The organism is Aquimarina sp. AD10, assembly GCF_003443715.1.
GTDB classification, from domain to species: domain Bacteria; phylum Bacteroidota; class Bacteroidia; order Flavobacteriales; family Flavobacteriaceae; genus Aquimarina; species Aquimarina aggregata.
Genome location: NZ_CP031965.1, coordinates 647,178 through 667,599, shown reverse-complemented (window position 1 = coordinate 667,599; position 20,422 = coordinate 647,178). Strand labels below are relative to the sequence as shown.

General features: G+C 31.6%; 17 protein-coding genes. 7 read left to right on the top strand and 10 right to left on the bottom strand.

What is annotated here, in order from left to right; translation table 11 throughout:
- Nucleotides 1-9: 9 nt before the first annotated feature.
- The 4 genes from D1816_RS02760 to D1816_RS02745 all read left to right on the top strand — a co-directional run bounded on the left by D1816_RS02760 (nt 10) and on the right by D1816_RS02745 (nt 5,758).
- Nucleotides 10-1,575, top strand: coding sequence for an FMN-binding glutamate synthase family protein (locus D1816_RS02760; protein WP_118501100.1), 1,566 nt, complete (start codon nt 10-12; stop codon nt 1,573-1,575).
- 42 nt (nt 1,576-1,617) lie between these two features.
- A complete protein-coding gene (locus D1816_RS02755; protein ID WP_066310869.1) occupies nt 1,618-2,142 on the top strand; it encodes a hypothetical protein in 525 nt (174 codons plus the stop codon).
- Nucleotides 2,143-2,310: 168 nt separating this feature from the next.
- Complete coding sequence (locus D1816_RS02750; protein ID WP_118501099.1) at nt 2,311-4,461, top strand: M1 family metallopeptidase; 2,151 nt, start codon at nt 2,311-2,313, stop codon at nt 4,459-4,461.
- Between the two features lie 538 nt (nt 4,462-4,999).
- Complete coding sequence (locus tag D1816_RS02745; protein ID WP_118501098.1) at nt 5,000-5,758, top strand: hypothetical protein; 759 nt, start codon at nt 5,000-5,002, stop codon at nt 5,756-5,758.
- Nucleotides 5,759-5,849: 91 nt separating this feature from the next.
- On the opposite strand, the gene D1816_RS02740 is transcribed toward D1816_RS02745, so the two are convergent.
- The 5 genes from D1816_RS02740 to D1816_RS02720 form a co-directional block, all read right to left on the bottom strand.
- Complete coding sequence (locus D1816_RS02740) at nt 5,850-6,548, bottom strand: hypothetical protein (RefSeq protein WP_118501097.1); 699 nt, start codon at nt 6,546-6,548, stop codon at nt 5,850-5,852.
- A gap of 26 nt (nt 6,549-6,574) precedes the next feature.
- On the bottom strand, nt 6,575-7,777 hold the full coding sequence (locus tag D1816_RS02735; protein ID WP_158597771.1) for a family 16 glycosylhydrolase: 1,203 nt from the start codon (nt 7,775-7,777) through the stop codon (nt 6,575-6,577).
- A 100-nt stretch (nt 7,778-7,877) separates the two neighbouring features.
- The gene (locus D1816_RS02730) at nt 7,878-8,801 is read right to left on the bottom strand and encodes a patatin family protein (RefSeq protein WP_066310882.1); all 924 of its coding nucleotides are present in this window, start codon (nt 8,799-8,801) and stop codon (nt 7,878-7,880) included.
- Nucleotides 8,802-9,695 (bottom strand): patatin family protein, encoded by an 894-nt coding sequence (locus D1816_RS02725; RefSeq protein ID WP_118501095.1) that lies wholly within the window; start codon nt 9,693-9,695, stop codon nt 8,802-8,804.
- A gap of 8 nt (nt 9,696-9,703) precedes the next feature.
- Nucleotides 9,704-11,788, bottom strand: coding sequence for a M1 family metallopeptidase (locus D1816_RS02720; RefSeq protein WP_118501094.1), 2,085 nt, complete (start codon nt 11,786-11,788; stop codon nt 9,704-9,706).
- Nucleotides 11,789-12,060: 272 nt separating this feature from the next.
- Here D1816_RS02720 and recG point away from each other — a divergent pair, with 272 nt between their 5' ends.
- Entirely contained in the window at nt 12,061-14,163 is a 2,103-nt protein-coding gene (recG, locus tag D1816_RS02715; RefSeq protein WP_118501093.1) for an ATP-dependent DNA helicase RecG, read from the top strand.
- Nucleotides 14,164-14,336: 173 nt separating this feature from the next.
- Here the strand turns inward: recG and D1816_RS02710 are convergent, their stop codons facing one another.
- From D1816_RS02710 to D1816_RS02695, 4 genes are all read right to left on the bottom strand, one after another.
- On the bottom strand, nt 14,337-14,591 hold the full coding sequence (locus D1816_RS02710; RefSeq protein ID WP_118501092.1) for a hypothetical protein: 255 nt from the start codon (nt 14,589-14,591) through the stop codon (nt 14,337-14,339).
- Between the two features lie 329 nt (nt 14,592-14,920).
- On the bottom strand, nt 14,921-15,670 hold the full coding sequence (locus tag D1816_RS02705) for a LytTR family DNA-binding domain-containing protein (RefSeq protein ID WP_118501091.1): 750 nt from the start codon (nt 15,668-15,670) through the stop codon (nt 14,921-14,923).
- A complete protein-coding gene (locus D1816_RS02700) occupies nt 15,663-17,408 on the bottom strand; it encodes a tetratricopeptide repeat-containing sensor histidine kinase (protein ID WP_118501090.1) in 1,746 nt (581 codons plus the stop codon). The genes D1816_RS02705 and D1816_RS02700 overlap by 8 nt, the downstream gene beginning before the upstream one ends.
- Before the next feature lie 101 nt (nt 17,409-17,509).
- Nucleotides 17,510-18,031: a hypothetical protein gene (locus tag D1816_RS02695; RefSeq protein ID WP_118501089.1), complete on the bottom strand. Its 522-nt coding sequence runs from the start codon at nt 18,029-18,031 to the stop codon at nt 17,510-17,512.
- Between the two features lie 299 nt (nt 18,032-18,330).
- On the opposite strand from D1816_RS02695, the gene D1816_RS02690 reads away from it, so the two are divergent.
- Complete coding sequence (locus D1816_RS02690; RefSeq protein WP_118501088.1) at nt 18,331-18,789, top strand: hypothetical protein; 459 nt, start codon at nt 18,331-18,333, stop codon at nt 18,787-18,789.
- Between the two features lie 97 nt (nt 18,790-18,886).
- Here D1816_RS02690 and D1816_RS02685 read toward each other — a convergent pair whose 3' ends face one another.
- Nucleotides 18,887-19,177 carry a hypothetical protein gene (locus D1816_RS02685; protein WP_369887175.1) on the bottom strand — a complete coding sequence of 97 codons (291 nt, stop codon included), beginning with the start codon at nt 19,175-19,177 and terminating at the stop codon, nt 18,887-18,889.
- An 83-nt stretch (nt 19,178-19,260) separates the two neighbouring features.
- Here D1816_RS02685 and D1816_RS02680 point away from each other — a divergent pair, with 83 nt between their 5' ends.
- The gene (locus D1816_RS02680) at nt 19,261-20,388 is read left to right on the top strand and encodes a tyrosine-type recombinase/integrase (protein ID WP_118501087.1); all 1,128 of its coding nucleotides are present in this window, start codon (nt 19,261-19,263) and stop codon (nt 20,386-20,388) included.
- Nucleotides 20,389-20,422 lie beyond the last annotated feature (34 nt).

The window sequence follows — 20,422 nt, the reverse complement described above, 5'->3', positions numbered from 1 at the left end:
TAGTGTAACATGGAAAGTATACTTGGTTTTTTAGCTTCGATATCTTGGTGGATATGGATCATTATTGCCTTTGCTTTAATTGCTATTCGAGACGTTTTTTTTAATAAAAGACATACAATCAGTCATAATTTCCCTATTGTAGGTCATCTTAGATATCTATTAGAAAGTATCGGTCCCGAAATTAGGCAATATTTTGTGGCTAATAATAGAGAAGAACTTCCATTTAATAGAATTGAAAGAAGTTGGGTATATGCCTCTTCTAAAAACGAGAATAATTATGAAGGTTTTGGTACAGATAGAGATATTTACGAGCATCAACATATTTTTATAAAAAATTGTATGATCCCTTTTCAAATGGATAAGGATCATCCCAACAAAGATGATAAATCATTTTTACCTTGTGCAAAAGTTATGGGGCTTTACAACCAACGTAAAAAACCATATCGTCCAGGATCTGTAATAAATGTATCTGCAATGAGTTTCGGTTCCTTATCAGCACGCGCAGTAGAATCTCTTAACATAGGAATCCAAAAATCACATTCTTATCATAATACAGGAGAAGGTGGTCTTTCCCCCTATCATAGCAATGGTGGTGATGTTATTTTTCATTTTGGTACGGGTTATTTTGGTGTTCGTGGTGATGATGGTAAATTTTCAATGAAAAAAATGAAAGAATTGGTAGATAAAAACCCTTTCATTCGTGCTATTGAAATTAAATTATCGCAAGGGGCTAAACCAGGCAAAGGCGGTGTTTTGCCCGGTGCAAAAATAACTCCCGAGATTGCAGAGATTCGAGGCGTACAAGTTGGTAAAGATGTATTATCGCCATCATCTCATACTGCATTTACGAGTGTTCCTGAACTTTTACAATTTATCGAGGATATTGCTGAAGAAACGGGACTTCCGGTAGGTATCAAAGCGGCTATTGGAAAAACTGAACAATGGGAACTCTTAGCTAAGTTAATGTCTGAGTCTAACAGAGGGCCTGATTTTATCACAATAGATGGCGGTGAAGGTGGTACTGGTGCGGCTCCACCAAGTTTTGCTGATCATGTTTCCTTGCCTTGGATTTATGGATTTACAGCCATTTATAAAATATTTCAAAAATACAATCTTACCGATAGAGTTGTTTTTATAGGAAGTGGTAAACTTGGATTTCCTGCCAAAGCAGCTATGGCATTTGCTATGGGGGTAGATTGTATTAATGTCGCTCGTGAAGCTATGATGAGTATTGGCTGTATACAAGCTCAAGTGTGTCATACAAATCGCTGTCCAAGTGGAATAGCTACGCAAAGTAAATGGTTACAAAAAGGTATCGATGTTCCTCTTAAGTCAGATCGTTTAGCACAATATTTTAAAACATTTAGAAAAGAATTTATAGAAATTACACATGCATCGGGTTATGAACACCCCTGTCAATTTTCGATGCAAGACATTGACCTTAATGTAGATGATGGTGAACTTACAAAAACATTAGAAGAATCTTTTAAGTATACCAAGACTCCTGTAGCGTATAACTGTGCAACGGATTTAAAAGAATGTACGTATCTTGGTGGTTCTTATAATTCAAAATAGTCATTTAAAAAAATAATTAACACTAACAATCTATATTTTCTCATGAATATTGAAGTAATACCTTTAGTTATATCTTTGATTCCTGCAATACTAATAACCTTAGTGTCTGTGTATTTTTTCAAACTACATACCTCAAATGAAGAAAAAAGACGTAGATTTCTTTTGTATCGAGAAAACCAGAAGGAAGCATTACCTCTTAAACTTCAGGCTTACGAACGTATAGCCTTATTTTTAGAAAGAATTTCTCCAGGAAAACTATTGCAAAGAATGGAGCCTGTTGGGGATAATAAAAAGAACTATGAAGTACTCTTAATTCATGCTATTGATCAAGAATATGAGCACAATCTAACTCAACAAATCTATATATCTGACGAATGTTGGAATACAGTTAAAACAGCAAAAAATGCGATCATCTCATTAATTAGAAAAGTAACATTGGATGAAACCGTAGACTCAACTGATCGAATGAGAGAAATAATTCTAACTACTGTAATAGAAAAAGGATCTCCTAGTGAAATTGCTTTAGCTGCCGTAAAGAGTGATGTAAATGACTTGTTTAGTATATAGTAGTAGCTAAACTTAGCTAATCATAAAGCTTTTATAATAGTACTTACACTAATGTTTTAAATTACTCTAATAAGTAACAAGAAGACTACATATACAATTATATATTTTTCTTAAGAGTAACATACTACTGTTTTTAGACATTAACTATGTAAAAACAATTCATTCCCAATGAAATTAAAAATATTTATCCTTTCATTTTCTTTTATAATATTATCGAATAGTATAAATGCACAAAGCGATCTGCATATTCCTAGAGAAATTCAATCAGCTTATGAAAAACAAACTAGATCTAAAGACGGAAAACCCGGAGAAAAATATTGGCAAAATGAAGTCAATTATAAAATAGATGTTGCGGTTACTCCTTCGACTAGATTAATCGATGGAAAAGAAGTTGTTGAGTTTACTAATAACAGTCCTGATGATCTATCTGAAGTTGTAATAAGATTGTACTATGATGTCTTTAAAAAAGGCAATGCTAGGAGTATTCAAGTTAATGAAAAAGATATTGGTGAAGGTACAATTATCAAAAGTGTTATAGTTGAAGGTGTAAAGTATGAGCTCTCTGACCGCAAACAAATACGCCGTATTGGCACAAACATGAGTATCCTTTTAGCTGAGCCCTTAAAAACAGGAAAGAAAATAACATTACAATTTGAATGGCAGCAAAAAGTACCATTAACACTTAGAAGAACAGGTGCTGTAGATGAGACTTCATTTTTTATTGGATATTGGTATCCCCAAGTAGCTGTATATGATGATATTTTTGGTTGGGATAAAATAGATTATACTTTTACTACTGAGTTTTACAATAATCTATCAAGTTTTGATGTAAACATTACCGCACCAGATAATTTTCTTGTTTGGGCAACAGGTACCTTACAAAATAGTGCAGATATTCTTCCTACTAGTATTCATAAAAAGTACCTAAAAGCTCAATCTTCAAAAGATGTAATAAATATCGTTACTCCTGAAGAGCTTAAAAATTTAAAATTAAAAAGCGGAACCTGGAACTATAAGGCAAAAGAAGTTACCGACTTTGCTTTTGCAATGAGTGATCATTATTTATGGGATGCCGCTGTTGAGAAAGTAAAAGAGAACAATGTTCTTATCAACACTGCTTTTCCCGTTCAAGAAATTGAAAAATATAAAGAAGTAACTCACATTCAACAAAAAATAATTAAACACTTTACCTATGATGTTCCCGGGGTTCCATATCCGTATCCACAATTTACAACCTTTATTGGGCTTAAAAATAGAGGTAGTGGTATGGAATTTCCTATGATGGCGAACAATGGAGGTCCAGGTAAACCTCTTACAATTCATGAATTATTCCATTCATATTTCCCTATGTATGTAAGAATTAACGAAAGGCGCTTTGCATGGATGGATGAAGGTTGGGCAGATTTTATTGAAATATTGACCATGCATAAGTTTTTTAATGATAAAAAAGAAGATCATTCGTTTTATTCTAAATTTAAGCTTGGAGTACAAAGAAAAATTGGCAGCATTAGTAGTCTGCCGGCAGTTACTTCTACCGTATACACCACTGATAATTATGGTTATCAGGCCTATTCCCTTCCATCATTTACTTATGCCTTACTCTACCAGCATTTAGGTGAAAAAAAATTTCTTAAATGTTTAAAAACATATATTGAACGTTGGGCAAAAAAATCACCAACCCCATATGATTTTTTCTATACTTTTGAGAATGTTAGCGGTGAAGATCTAAGTTTCTTTTGGAATTCTTGGTATTTTAAAATGGGATATCCTGATCTAAAAATTGAATCGTTTGATGAAGGGAATCTTATTGTAAAAAGAATAGGAGAAAGACCTGTACCCATTAGTTTAAAAGTAGCTTATGATAGTATAAATAAAAAATCCCTACAAAACTACTCATCTATTTTAGGAGCAGACATTTGGAAAAACAACAATCGCACCCATACTATTAAAATTCCTAATTTTAAAAAAGTAGAATCTATAGTAATCAATTCAGATTTTCCTGATTTTAATGAGTCAGACAACTTTTATCCACCTTTATCATATCGATACAAAAAGTTAAATCTAGATACCACTATACTTGGTAGTTATAAATTGGAAAAATTTCCTATTACGCTAATTCTTACTAAAAAAGAAGGCGTTCTTATGTTTGATCTTTTAAATACCGGTATTAATTCCTTTCTTTTACCTATCGATAAGAATAGTTTTACTTCAATAGATGGCACAATGACTTTAAAAATAATAAAGGAAAAAGAAGAAAAAAACAAAATAGAACTTTACTTATCATCCTACGATATAACATTAAACGGAATTAAAAAATAAGGCAATTGTAACGATAAAAAATTAAAAACAGAACTATTAAATTGATTTTAAAAAGTCATTATAACTAGTTAATATATACCAAAGAAGAATGCTATAATAGACTGAATAACAATAGTCAAACATTTTTTACAACAAGTTTTGATTGATACTACCTGTCTAACAATTATATCAAAAAATTTGAACTTCTGAAGAAGCTATTAACAGCATATTATTTACATTGTCTTATACTTTCAATATGGTCCTAATATTATATTAAAAACAAGTATCATTCTCTTTTTTTTACTATTTTTAAAATCTGTATAATAGTTTTAACATAGCATCAAAGCCAATTCAAAAGACGCCTGTCTTTTTGGGATAAACATACCACTAGATTATTCTAAAAATGTAGTGTAAAGGGATAATTATGTTTACTCATTACTGGCTTTATCACTCAATTTATTTTTTAAAATTACAAGATTGAAGAAAATTCAATCCCTCTACATGTTCACGCAAGAAAACATATTACTCTTGAACAAGAGGACGTTAAAACTTATTAAAAATGACACAAAGCAAAAATAATAAACAAATAATATTAGATTTTTATAAAAATGTAATTGGTCTAATAGATCTTGATTATGCTGATAAAATAGTAACCGAAAATTATATTCAACATAACCCAATGGTAAAAACGGGTAAGAAAGGTTTTTTAGAAGCAATTTCTTTTTTAAAGCAACTTCCTAAACCAGAGAACCCTGTTAAACCCTTTATTAGAATACTTTCGGATAACGAATACGTTGCGGCTCACTTACAGGTCGCCATAGCCGATGAACAAAAAGTAGTATTAGATCTTTTTAGAATAGAAAATGGTCTTATTGCGGAACATTGGGATGCCATAAAAACCAAATCTGTATCTAGTGTCAACGGTAATCCAGAGGTAGAAGGAACAATAACCATCAAGAATCTGGAAAACACCTCCAGTAACAAATCTGTTATTGATCAATATTCCAAAGCTATTTTATTGAATAGGGATTTTAGTTTAATTTCAAATTATGTAAGTAAGGATATCATTCAACATCATCCTAAAATAAAAAACGGACTCCAAAGTTTAACTCAATACTACTCTAATGTTTTTATTACTAAAGTTCATAAAATCATTGGAGAAGGAAACTTTGTACTTACTCAATCTAGTGGCATAGTAGATTCTAAACCTAGCGTTATTTATGATATCTATCGATTACAGAACTTAATGATTGAGGAACATTGGTCTATAGATCAACCCATTCCTGAAAAAATGGCTCACAATAATGGCATGATATAATCCGTATATGTAAATATAAATAGCAATTTAAGTACTGTATCTAAATTGCTATTTATATTTCTAAATTAAGGACAAAAAAAGGTAATTATACCTAGGGCGTAGTAAATTTTGTTACTACCGATTTTGTTTTATTTCCAAAAGTATCATTTGTTACGACTTGAAGATAATAAGTAGTGCCTAATGATAAATTTCCGCTCGATATAGACATGTTGGTTGTATTACCTAGAGTATCTGTAGGAGGATTTGTAGTTCCTAAAAACACATCATAAGAAGCTATATCATTATCTGCATCTGTTCCAACCCACTCTATAGTTGTTGTTAATCCTGTCAATGTCTCAAGGTTTTGAGGAGATTTTATTGCAGCGGGATAAGGAGCATAATTTGCTATCCCCTCCCCCACATTATAAAATTTCCAAACTGGACTTGTACTTGTTTCTTCACTTCCTGATGCTCTAGAAGTCACTGACCATGAATACGGATTGTTTTGTAATAACCTTACTGTTCTTTTTGTTTCTGTAGCAGTTATTGTTGTGGTGTTTCCTGATTTTAAATCTGTTAAATTTATTGTATAACCTGTTGCATTTTGTCCCGCATTCCATGCGAATTCAAATTCACTTTCTGTAGCATTTACTATAGTTCCCATAATACATGTATCATCTTTTGCAGGTGCTAATAACAAAGCTTCTCCAGGTGTTACAACTTGGGGAGTTTCAGCATTATCATCAGAATTGCTACAACTTAATAGAGACACTATGCTAAATATTGAAAATATTATTTTGACTTTTTTCATTTCTATTTCTTTACAATTTTAGGGCACTAATTTTCACTTACATTATAAATAGACAAATCTATGTTTGCTGCATTTGATTCTTTAATAACCACTTCAAAACATTGTTTAAAATCGGCTAAACCATCTGCTGTAATACATACTATATATGCTCCATTTTCAAGTCCATCAAAAGAAGTACTTGTTTCAAAATTCTTTGAGTTTGAAGTACCTTCGATAGTTGCTGTATAAGCCAATTGTTCTGTAGCTTCTATATTTATTTTTCCATTTGTATTTCCATCGCAACTTTCGCCTACAGTTTGTACTTTAAAGTTTGTATTGGCAATATTGATTCTTTGACAAACTTCATTAGGTAATCCTTGACAATCATTTGTTCCTACTGTTGAGCCCAGACTCCAAACACGTACCCAATCTATTTCAAAACTTGGTAATGTCTGACTTGGTTGCGCCGCTGTGGCTTGATCTACATTATTTGGTTGAAAACCACCCGCTCCACTATTATAATCAACTACATCTATTGTATGAGGAGAGCACGATAAAATCAAACTCATATCATACGGATCGTTTGCTGCATCGATAGGTTGATCTGAGGTAAGGTACTTTACGCCATCGTAATAAAAAGACACTTCTGTAGGGCTCCAATACATACCCCAAGTATGCCATTCAAAAGCATTTCTGGTACGAACGCTTTCTATACTTGCGTCTATTTTAGTTTTACCGTTAAGTACTCTTTTTTCACTATAATGATGAGAAGTTGTAGCTTTATTTTCAAAAAACTTTTTTGCAAAACCACTATACTCCATTAGATCAAATTCTGTAGCTGTAGGACCTGGAGCGCCATTTCTAAAATTTTTACCCCAAATCCACCATGTTGGCCATATTTTACCGTTAGGATCTGCAGTAATTCTTACTCTGGCTTCATAATATCCGTATCGTTCATCCCCTATTGGTTTTCTTCTTGATTCGATCCATCCACCAACAGGTCTACCTCCGGTTGGATATGTATTGTTAATTTTTAAAGTACCATTGCTAACATCAAGAGAATTTGTACTAAACCCTTGTCTTTCATTATTTCGTACAATCCAATCGTTCGTATCAACTGCATTTCCATCAAATTCTTCAGAAAATATTTTAACCCAAGGTGTATTGGGTTCAGGTAGTGTTTGGGAGTTAGCAAGTAAAGTTGCTAGAAAAAAGGCTACAAAATGTATCCTTCGTATTATTTTCTTCATCATAAGTGTTTTTATTATGCAAGAAAACAAAGAAACCCATATTTTAAAGCAAAATATGGTTTATAAACTATAATAAATGAATAATACATCGGTAAATGTATTATCCTGCTAAATCTATATCTTTTAGTTTATTCTCTTCGGCTTGTTTTGCCTTTTGTGCAGCATATTCAAAACCTTGTCTCCACCAGTTACCCATCAACTTTTTATTAAAAATCAACGAGTTTTCTGTTAATTTAGAAGGTGTATAATACAAATTAAGTGCAACATCTTTATGTGTTGCTGCCAATTTACCTACTACGGTATCATGTCCCTCTACCTGATCTAGCATATACCCAAATAAGTTTACCATAAGAGAAAATGGATTTTTTCCCAAAACTTTATTGTGCTCCATATTTTCAGATTCTAATATGATAGCATCTACCTCTGTGGCACCTCTTCTAATCGCCTCTCTTATAGGTACCATGCATCCAAAACCACCATCTGCATATTCGCAACCATCTTTTGTGGCTAAACTCATAAAAGGGACATAATTACAGGACATCCATATCCAATCACAAAAATCTTCATAGGAGAAATCATTAATAGATTTATACTCTGTCCTATTTTTGGTAAGATTAGATACGGTAACAACAATATCTTCTACTTTTCTTCGTGCTAATCTAAATTCTGCTTCGGTAAAATTCCTTCGTATAGCACGTCTTAGATTTTTACTTTCACCAAATGTTCGTTTCTTTTTAATAAACTGCCATAAAGATGAGAAAAAGTTAATGGACACAAATTCTCTATTACCTTTTTTTCTGACTATAAATGGATTTACATTAAAAATAGTATGTTGATTTACATTGGTATAGATATCATACATCTTTCCGATATTACCTAGTGCCAATTGAGATATTAACAAACTACCCGTAGATGTACCTAAAAAGAGGTCATATTTTTTACCTTCTTCCTCCATTAAATATTGCGCTACACCACCAGCATACGCTCCTTTACTACCTCCTCCTGAAATTACTAATGCTCGCATCTATATTGGATTAGAAATATTTTTTTGTTTCGCAAATTCATAACCTTTAGCCCACCACTCTGTCATTTTATCTTTATCAAACACTAGTGAATTAGTAGTGAGTACCGTAGGTGTATAATATAAATCCATAGACACATCTTTTTCTTTAGCTTCAAATTTACCTATCTGAATATTCTGATGTTCTATTTTATCCATCATAAAATCAACCATATTTGTGATTAATGAGAAAGGGTTTTTTGTTGGCATACGATTTAGATAGTTTACTTCCGTTTCTAAAACGATTACATCCAGCTCTTTTGCTCCTCTGCGTATAGCTTCGCGAATTGGCACCATCGATCCTAAGCCTCCATCAACATAATCACATGAGTTTTTTCTTACCAAACTCATAAAAGGAGGATAATTACATGATATCCAAATCCAATCTAAAAAATCAGTATAACTACAATCTTTTAACGATTTATATTCTACTACATTAGCCGATAAATTTGTTACTGTTACTATAACTTCGGTATTTGAAGCTTTTAGTTTTTCAAAATCCTTGATAGAAATAGCATTACCTACCAAATCTCTAAGATTTTCGCTATTTCCAAAAGATTTTTTTCCTCCGATAAGATTGCGAAGTACATTGAAATGATTAATACTTATATTGGTATATCCTCTTTTCTTTTTAATGATAAACGGGCAATTTTTAAATATCGAAGATTGATTAACCGAGGTATAGAATTCTTTTATCTCACTAATCTTTGATAATGCTAGATGAGACACTAATAGGCTACCTGTAGAAGTTCCTATAAACATATCATATTTTCGCTCTAGATCTTGTATTAGGTGTTGAGCAACTCCTCCTGCAAAAGCTCCTTTGCTACCGCCTCCAGAAATTACTAATGCACGCATATTCTATTTTATGGGGTTAATTTTTTGGATAAAAAATCTTGTTGATTTTTAGGTAAATTATTCTTTAAAACTACGTATTTCTTTTTATATTTTTCATCTTTCAGTAATTTATCAAGAATTTTTCTACATGTATTTCTAAAACGCCAATTATGGTGTGTTGCTCCATCAACTAAGTTCTTTAGAGATTCGTCGGAAAAAGCTTGTAAACTTTCTAAATAGGTAAACGCATTTTCGCGTGTGCTAAAATGATACTTAGAAGAGGTATAACCAGACAGTTCAAAGTAGAATTTTTGATGATTTTCGATTTCATAGTCCTTGGTACTTAATGCCAATACCAGCCATAATATCCTTATATTTTTATCATTAAATCCTGTAATATTCTTGGTATCTTCTAAGTACTGTTTTCTGTTCTTTGGAAAACTAGACCATAAATGATATAAAGCTGGTTCTATAGTTGCATATGATTTATCCTTTAACAAAGATTCATATTGTGTTCGTAACTCTGAAGGAATATTACTAAGCACATTGGCAATAGCCTGTCGAACAAAAATATTGTTAGTCTCAAAAGCCTTATCGTACAAAGCAATAATTTCGGGAGATGTTTTTCCTCCTAATTGGTAAATCACTTCTTGTCCAATATAATCATTAACAGGAAAATCTAATGCTTTAGCTAAAGTCCCCCATTTGCCGGCTAAAGGTTGTGTTCGTTCTTGTGCCAATCCCAAATATTTTTTTATAAATGTCGATGTTGTTAATAAGTCTAAAGCTTCTTGTGAAGGAAAAGTAACACTTTCTAACCACAGTTTTTTAAATTCTCCTAAATCGGTATTACTTACCTCTTCTGCTACTGCGATAAAATTATCTGTTGTTGCATTTTTGAATTTATATTTTTCTAAAAAGTTATGAATGGTGATTTTAAAACTAGTTTCTCCTATTTTTTTTCGTAGTGCATAAATTGCCCATGCTCCTCTTTGATAAAAGGTTAGAGAACTAGCTTTTGGATCTAATAATGAAGTGGCTTTGGGTGTTTTTGATAATTGTGTAAGTTGTTCCGCACTTTCATACAGTTTATATAAAAAGTAATCTTCACCAAAAATCTCTTTCTCTGCTAAAAGTGCATAGTATGTTGCAAAACCTTCTTGTAACCAATGATGAGTACCTTCGGTTTCTGTTACCAAATCTCCAAACCATTGATGGGCTAATTCATGAGCATTAACGTTGATATAATTTCGATCTACAAATGCCGTTTCATCAACTACAAAGGCATCAGAAAAAATTGTGGCACCTGTGTTTTCCATACCTGCATATAAAAAATCTTTCACAGGTATTTGTTTATAATTTTGCCAGGGAAAAGCATATCCTATTTCTTTTTCTAAAAAGTCAAATATGCGTTTACTGTGTCTATATGTCGTTTCAAATTTATCTTTATCTTCTGGATAAAAATACATTTCTAAAGGTATTCCTTCTGCAGAGGTTTCAACGACTTTATCATATTTGCCTATGGCCAGTGCTAACAAATAACTACTCATAGGTTGCTTCATATCGTATTGCCAACTCTGAATAGAATCATTAACCGCATCATTTTTGATCAATTTTCCATTAGCAATCACTTCATAACCTTTGTGATAATTAATGGTGAGATCAAACTCTACTTTTTCATTCATATCATCAAAACTTGGCAACCAATTTGAGGTGTATTTTCCTTGACCTTGTGTCCAAATTTGATCATTATTTTGATAATCCTTAACAAAATACAGTGCTTTTTTAGGGGTAGCAGTATACTCTATCTCTACAGTATGGTTGGTTTTTTCTTTGAAATCAGACGCAATAACAATTTTCTTATCATCATAGTTTATGTTTATCTTATTTCCGTCAAGCATAACGGTCTTAATATTCATTTTTTGAGCATCTATATATACTGAGGTTGTTGATTGCAACATCGTAAAAGTATATATTACTTTCCCACTAACTTCCTTAGTATCGGGATGTACAGAAATATTTACATTTCCGGTTAAAAAGTCAACAGCATCAATTTGCTTTGTTATCCCTACACCGGGAATTAATAGTATTATTAAATATAAGATTATACGCATATCTTTTTTTAATCAAATGTTCTGCCAAAATAACGAATTTACTCTTGGAATGTGGCAATTTTTAAACATGGCTTATCATATCGTATATAAACACCTATACGGTATGGATATATTTGAGAGCTATTATTCTCATTTTTATCAATCTACATTATGCATTACTAAATAGTATTTAAGAAGTTTTTGGTTTAAAGTTTATAATAATTAGTAACGAACCAAACATGGTTTATAAATATTGGTTGAACTATTTTTGAATAAGTGCTATATTCGTTCTTATGAACCCTTCAGTTTTACAAACACCTATAGACTATCTAAAAGGCGTAGGCCCTTCTAGAGCTGACTTGTTGCGATCAGAATTAGGGATTCATACCTATCAAGATTTGGTAAACTTCTTTCCTAACCGATATCTCGATAAAACTCAATATTATAAGATTAATCAGCTACAACGCAATTCTTCTGAAGTGCAGATTATGGGTAAAATTGTCAACATTAAAACTGTTGAGCAAAAAAGAGGAAAACGTCTTGTAGCTAAATTTATGGATGATACTGGTTCTTTAGAATTAGTATGGTTTAGAGGTCATAAATGGATACGAGAAAACCTAAAACTAAATACACCTTATGTGATTTTTGGTAAACCAAAGTATTATAATGGTTTTAGCATGCCACATCCTGAAATGGAATTACTCACAGAACACGAGAAAAACCTAAGGACTGTAATGCAACCCATCTACCCGTCTACAGAGAAATTATCAAACAAGGGCATCACCAATCGGGTTATTATGAAGATGATGCAACAACTCTTTATAGAAACCAAAGTTAGGTTTTATGATACTCTTTCTTCTGAAATTCTGGAGGAACTAAAGCTAATTTCGAAAAGTGAAGCTGTTTTCAATATTCATTTTCCGAAAAGTCAGGAATTATTATCCAAAGCTCAATATAGACTTAAATTCGAAGAGTTATTTTATATTCAATTGCAACTCATTACCAAAAAACTGATTCGTAAACAAAAAATCAAGGGCTTTCCGTTTACAGAGGTAGGTGAACACTTTAATGATTTTTATAAGAACCACCTTCCTTTTGATCTTACCAATGCACAAAAAAGGGTAATTAAAGAAATTAGAAATGATATTGGGAGTAGCGCTCAAATGAATCGCTTGTTACAAGGAGATGTAGGCTCTGGGAAAACTATAGTAGGATTAATGACTATGCTATTGGCTATTGATAATGGTTTTCAGGCTTGTTTAATGGCTCCTACGGCCATTTTAGCTAATCAGCACTATATGGGAATTTTAGAGCTAACACAAGAGTTGGATATCAACGTTAAATTATTAATGGGAAGCTCTACGACTAAGCAAAGGCGAGAAATTCATAAAGAACTTGAAGAAGGTACATTACATATATTAATCGGCACACATGCTGTTCTTGAGGATAAAGTAAAATTTAAAAACTTAGGCTTAGCTATCATTGACGAACAACATAGATTTGGCGTTGCACAACGTTCAAAATTATGGCATAAAAACACCTATCCACCACATATTTTGGTGATGACGGCTACTCCTATCCCCAGAACATTGGCAATGAGTTTATATGGGGACTTAGATATTTCGGTTATTGATGAGTTACCCCCTGGTCGTAAAGCGATTAAAACGGTACATCGATATGATAGTAATCGTTTAAAAGTATTTAAGTTTATCGCAGATGAAATTAACAAAGGAAGGCAAATTTACATTGTATATCCTTTGATTCAAGAATCTGAAGCTATGGATTACAAAGATTTGATGGATGGTTATGAAAGTATAGCGCGCTCCTTCCCTATGCCTGATTATCAAATATCGATAGTACATGGCCAAATGAAGCCTAAGGATAAAGATTATGAAATGGAGCGTTTTGTAAAAGGAGAAACGCAAATCATGGTAGCTACAACAGTAATTGAGGTTGGTGTCAACGTTCCTAATGCAAGTGTCATGATTATAGAAAGTGCAGAACGTTTTGGTTTATCGCAATTACACCAATTAAGAGGACGTGTAGGACGTGGGGCTGAACAGAGTTTTTGTATACTTATGACAAGCTTTAAACTTTCGGCAGATAGTAAAACCCGATTAGAAACTATGGTACGGACTAATGATGGGTTTGATATTGCAGAAGTTGATTTAAAACTTAGGGGTCCTGGGGACATTATGGGTACGCAACAAAGTGGGGTATTAAATCTAAAAATAGCCGATATTGTTCGAGATAATGATATTCTTAAAACGGCTCGATATTATGCTATGAAAATACTAGGTGATGACCCCTCGTTAGCCTCAGAAAAAAATAAAGTGATACTGTATACCTATCAACAATTAGCAAAGCATAAGAATATTTGGAATTATATTAGTTAATGTATGCACATAACTATATTGCTATTTTATAAAAAGAAAAAGGTTGCCATAAACGGACAACCTTTCCTTTCTAAAAACCTTAAGAAAACGTCAAGAAAAGTTATGATTAAAAAAGACATTTGCATAGTATAGGTTTTCAGAGCCCCCTATTGTATATATTTTCAATTCATTTATCATAAAATACAATCAACCCTTGTCCATTTTGTCTCATTACTCCAAAAAATAATATTTTCATCATCAGATAAAACTCCTGTGGATGGTGACAACTCTTCAAAATCCACATTAATCACAAATGAATATAGGTTTAACGTTTGCCCATAAAACGGACCCGGACCGTTATGATATCTAACTTCTAAACTTCTCTTATTTTCTGTTACCAAAATAATTTGGTCAGCAAAATCCACCCATTTTCCTTCAAAAGTTTTCATTGTTCCAAGTTTGATTATCCCTACTCTATTTATTGATGGTTTTTCGGGTTACACCTTATTATTTTTAATGTATTTATTTAAAAAGTAACAAAATACCTAATACAACTTAAAATTAGACTTTGAAATGACGATAAAACATCCTGTAAAACAGGTATTCTATTGCTGTGATTTCTATTATGAAGTTACACTTAAATACCGTGCAGAGTAGAAAAAATGGAATAAGACGAGGTATTTTATTCATAAAATCAGATAAATAGGGAATCTAGATATCTTCTCATGTTATAAAACTAATTGATAATATCCATACCTAGATACTACAGAAAAGCTATTTATTTTAATGTTCGCACTTTTTTGATAATCCCTTTATAGGTTTCACTTAAAGTAACTTGATGATTATCTGATAATATAATAAGATTATCGGCAGGTATTATTTCTTCTATTTTTTGCATATTAACTACAAAGTTTCTATGTGTTCTACTAAACATATTGGCATCTAGTAAATTTAATATTTTGGTTAACGAAATTAAAATAACGAACTTTTCTTTTTTAGTAATTATATTACAATACTTCTCTTCTACTTCGATATAGATAATATCTTCAAGAAATACTTTTTTTAATCCCTTTCCTTTCTTTATGTATAAATAGGTATCGCTAATAACTGTATCCTGATCCTCACTTAAAAAGACGTTCTTTTGCGCATAAAATCGTTCTAATGCCATTTCTATAGCGTATAGTAATTCTAACTCGTTAAACGGTTTTAATAAATAACTAAAAGGTTGAGTTAATTTAGCTCTTTCGAATATCGTACGATCTGTAGCACTGGTTAAAAACACAAAGGGTTTTGAAGCATTAGGTACCGCATTAATTGTTTCTGCAAAGGCAATACCGTCGGGTATCTGGTTCAAAAAAATATCAAGAATTACAATATCAATAGTATTGCTATTGTAAAATATATTTAACGCATCTTTTAAATTTGTCGCAACACCCGCAATAGTATACCCATGGGTTTTAAGCAATGCGACTAGAGGTTCACTCTCGTTAGGGTTATCTTCTACAATAAGTACGTTTATATTATCCATTGGTTAATGCTTTAGGTAAAGATACAATCATTTTTGTCCCTTTTCCCAAAGTGCTTTCGATAGCAAACATCCCTTGATTCTTTTTGATCATGGTTTTACACAACTGCACCCCTAAACCGGTACCAATTTTATCTTCGTGCTCTTTTTTAGCCAATAAAACAGAATCTTTAAGAAGTTCTAATCTTGTCTCTTCTGTCATACCAGCACCTGTATCTTGTATCACAAGGTCACAATACATATCATGAGTATTTTGAGTATACAAGGTTATGGTACCATCTTGATCAGAAAACTTAATGGCATTATCAATTAAATTGCGAAGCACAATTTTAAAAGACTCTTGATCTGCTTGAATCATATCACTTTTTAATACGTTATTGGTAAATATGATATTTTTTTCTTTCATGAGCGGTAGGTAATTATACACTACTTGTTCTGTTATAGAAAGTAACCGCAATGAAGTGATCTCAAAATATGAATTTTTAGTTTGTGATAATGCCCAATGTAATAGATTATCTAATAAATTATATAAACTATTCACCATCGTACTGTTTTGATCAAGTAAGCTATTTACGTTATCAAGATTGTTAGGAGCCAGCTCATCAGACAACAGTCTATTACTATATTTTAAAGCTATTATTGATGAGCGTAAGTCGTGACTTAAAATTGATAAAATTTGATCTTTTGTTGCGTTTAAAGCATCAAGGTCTTCTTTTTGGGTTGTGATGATCCTAGTAGACTTTACTTTTTCTCTATAAAAATAAATAGTCGTAAGTAACAGTAATAACAATGCTATAGCCGTATACAAGAAGCCATTTCGCTCTGCTACCTTAGCTTTGTTCTCTGACTTTAGCAAGCTAACTTCTTTTTGTTTTTGTTTTATTGCAAATTCTTTTTCTATCCGCGCGACTTCCCAAATTTTACTTTGATTATTTAGTGAATCTTTCCACTTTTCGTATTCTTTTCGATATCGTAATGATTCTGAAAACTTTTTCCTGTTTTCCTCTACAACAGCCATATTAAGCGCCATATTTTGTTTTACTTTATAGTCTTTTGTAGATTTAGATAATTGATATGCTTTTTGAAAGTATGATATCGCCAGTTCATCATTATATTGTTCATAATATAAAACCCCCATATCACCATAGAAACGTGCTAATTTTAAGGTATCTTTTTTTACTTCTGGAGCTTCAATACTTTTTAATAAATACGCCTCTGATTTATCATATTGCTTCAGGTGTAAATAACAAATCCCTAAATTATGTTCTATATTCACTTTTACCTTACTGATTAACTTGTGGTCATTTGATTTCTCAATAATTTTAAAATAATCAATAGCCTTCTGAAATTCTCTTTGTTCTATAGCAATTTCTCCTAAATAAATGTTGGTTTGAATGTAAAACTCAAAGTCATAAGAAATTTTAGAAAACTCTTTTTTAGCTTCTTGAAACAATTTCTTTTTATTGAAACTATAGGCTCTAAAAAAATGACAAAAATCTTGAATTTTGGAATCTTTAACGGGTTGATTGAGTTGTTGCGCAGAGTAAACCAAGGTAGAGTCCCACTCTTTTTGTAAAAAGAATGATCGTGCCTTATAAAAATTAGTTTCCCCGATAAACGGGTCACTTTTAATTCTTATTTCCTTTTCAAAAAGGATTGGATCTTTTTTTTGTTGTGCAAATAGGTTGTTTTCTATTGTAAAACAAAAAAATAGAAGGGCTATTATAAAAGTTGGTCGCATTAGTATTCTTCATAAAGTACTACTAATACAATATACAAAAAGCAGGGAAAAATCCCTGCTTTTAACCAAAGTTTGTGAAGTAAAATAAGAATACGTTACTATTAGCTAGGTTGCACTGTTGTCACAGTACCTCTTGAGGTTACAGGATCTATATCTCTAAGAAAACTTTGTATGTTTATAATTGGTCCCGTAATAGGGTTCTGCGCTTTTAATGTAAATGGCTTACAGGAATAAAGGTTATAAATAGAAGTTGATGATTTTCCATTTGGACCATTAAGAGCTAATGATTCCGTTACAACACCTGTATTATAAATAAAATAAATAGTTATCTGAGGCACTCCTGTAGTACAAGTAGTATATTGATAAGTCATTGTGATTTCACTAGGAATGAATGAAGAAATTATGAAAAGTTTTGCTTCAACTATAATCTGGTCTTTCTTTTCAGAAAAATATGCTTTAACAACTGGAGGTATTATTTCGTTTGATGAAATATTGTTAAAAGAGATTTCTTCAGAGCAACAGATTTTAGTCAGTTGAATTGATTGATAAGTCATTAGTTGTTGTGGAGGGAACCCTTCAAGTTCTAGATTCTCAATTTTTCCGTTTGAAATAGTATTTTCCATTGTAGTATAAGGTTTAAAAGTTATTATTTAGTGCTATCGAACTACTAGTGTATAAGTACCAGTAATTCTTTTGTAAAGGAACAATGAAATAACTATCAACATCCAAAAAAATGTAATAAAGCCTAGAAATTTTGGTATAAAACTCTAAAAATAAGGTATCAAATAAAAAATCTTATAATTAGCTGCTATTTAAGCTATTTGAAAACAATGAATCAAACATAATTACCCAAAATTATATCGACTAATACATCATAAATACTTACATTATTCGTTATGAAATACACACCAAATATAGTTTCATGAAGTATTCTTTTGTTATCTGTGTTCTACTCCTACTCTATTCTACTACAATTTTTGGACAATTTTTAAATGAAAAAGATTGGTCTGCACTATCCGAATATGTAAAAGCAAAGGATAATACAAGTTTTGAATCTTTTATAAAGCAGAAGAGTTTTATAAAATCTGATGAATCCAATGAAAAATATACTTTTTATCAATGGAAAGAAACTAAAGGTATTTTTTACGGTATACGGGTTAACAACAAATCAGGTCAGGTAACGTATATGACTAATGACCAAAACTATGTTTTAAAATTACTATCACGATTTATTTCTGACTATTCACTTGTAGAATCCAAAAAAAAAGGAACACTATCCGTTACTCATGTTTTTGATTCTCAAACTAGTACAATAGCCATAAAATTAGATACCGCTACTAATTCGGGAACTCATTTACTCTTTGCGGTTGCTAAATCATAAACCAGAATGAATACTGCTTTTATTTGTCCATATACTTTTGCCAAGTTATAAGTACATATTTCTCTTTTTGATTTTCTTTTAACGACAAATACCCATATTAATAGCAAAAAAGATACACCTGACCCTTGTTATTTTTCCAATAGTGCGTGAAATATTTTGGATCAAATCCTTCTGCAATCAACTTTTCTTTTCGCACGGTTGACAAACCCGATTTATTATACGCTTTTAATATTTTTCGGTTGGTTTTTAATTGTCTATCTATACTATAATATTGTTCTTCTTCTGACTTACGCCTTTGATATTGATGTGCTGATTTACAATATACAGAACAGTATTTTTTATCTGATCTACCTATAATTATATTTCCACAAGAAAGGCACTCACTCATATTTTAATATTTATTCGCATAATATCCGAATATTATACGAATAAAATTCGATTACTATTTTTAATTTATTCATTTTTACTTCTATGAGTCATCTTAAAAACATTACATTAAAACACTTACTAATTGGTAGTCAGAAAAAAATTGGCTTGCAATTTCACCCTGACAAGGTCATACAGGCATTAATTAAGGAACTTCCTGATCCAAAATGGAGTACCAAGTACGCCATGGCATATATTAGTAATACTAAAGAAAATTTGGATTTAATTTTTAATACATTCAAAGGTGTGGCTTGGGTGAACAGTAGTTTCTTTTTCAAAAACAGGATTATAAACTCAGACAACTTGCATATAGATACACAATGGTTTAGAAATAGAGCACCTTCTAGCTCCTATCGTTATTGTCCAGAATCCTATTTACAGAAACTAGAATTAAAAAGATACTCTAATAGTACTGTAAAAACATATGTTCTGGCATTTGAAGCTTTTATAAACTATTACCCAAATATTGATCTTATCAAATTAGATGAAAATGACATTAGGCTATACTTACAATATTTAATTCAGCAAGGAAAATCAAATTCATCTATAAATCAAGCTATTAATGCAATAAAGTTTTATTATGAAGTTGTTTTAGGAATGCCCAACAGGTTTTATAGTATAGAGCGACCTAGAAAAAAGGAAACACTACCAAAGGTCATAAGTAAAGAAGAAGTTTTAATGATGATACGACTCACTAATAATAGTAAGCATAGATGTATTATTGGGTTATTATATTCTTCTGGTCTGAGGCGAGGTGAATTACAAAATCTCATACTAGAAGATATTGACAGTAAACGAATGGTAGTCAAGGTGACAAATGGAAAAGGAGGTAAAAGTAGAGTTAGTTTATTATCTAAAACTATACTAAAAGATTTACGATTGTATTACCGAGAATATAAACCAACTCATTATTTATTTGAAGGTCAAAAAAGATCAAAATATTCTGGGGCAAGTATTGTAAAAGTAGTAATGCAAGCTGCTCATCGAGCTGGGATTAAAAAAACTATTACTCCGCATGTTTTAAGGCATAGTTTTGCAACTCATTTGTTAGAAAGCGGTACTGATTTAAGGTACATCCAGCGATTATTAGGACATAATTCTACTAAAACCACAGAGATCTATACTCATGTAGCTACTACGGTTTTTAACACCATTAAGAATCCTCTTGATTAAGATTGCTATAATGAAAATATGTTTACTTTTACAC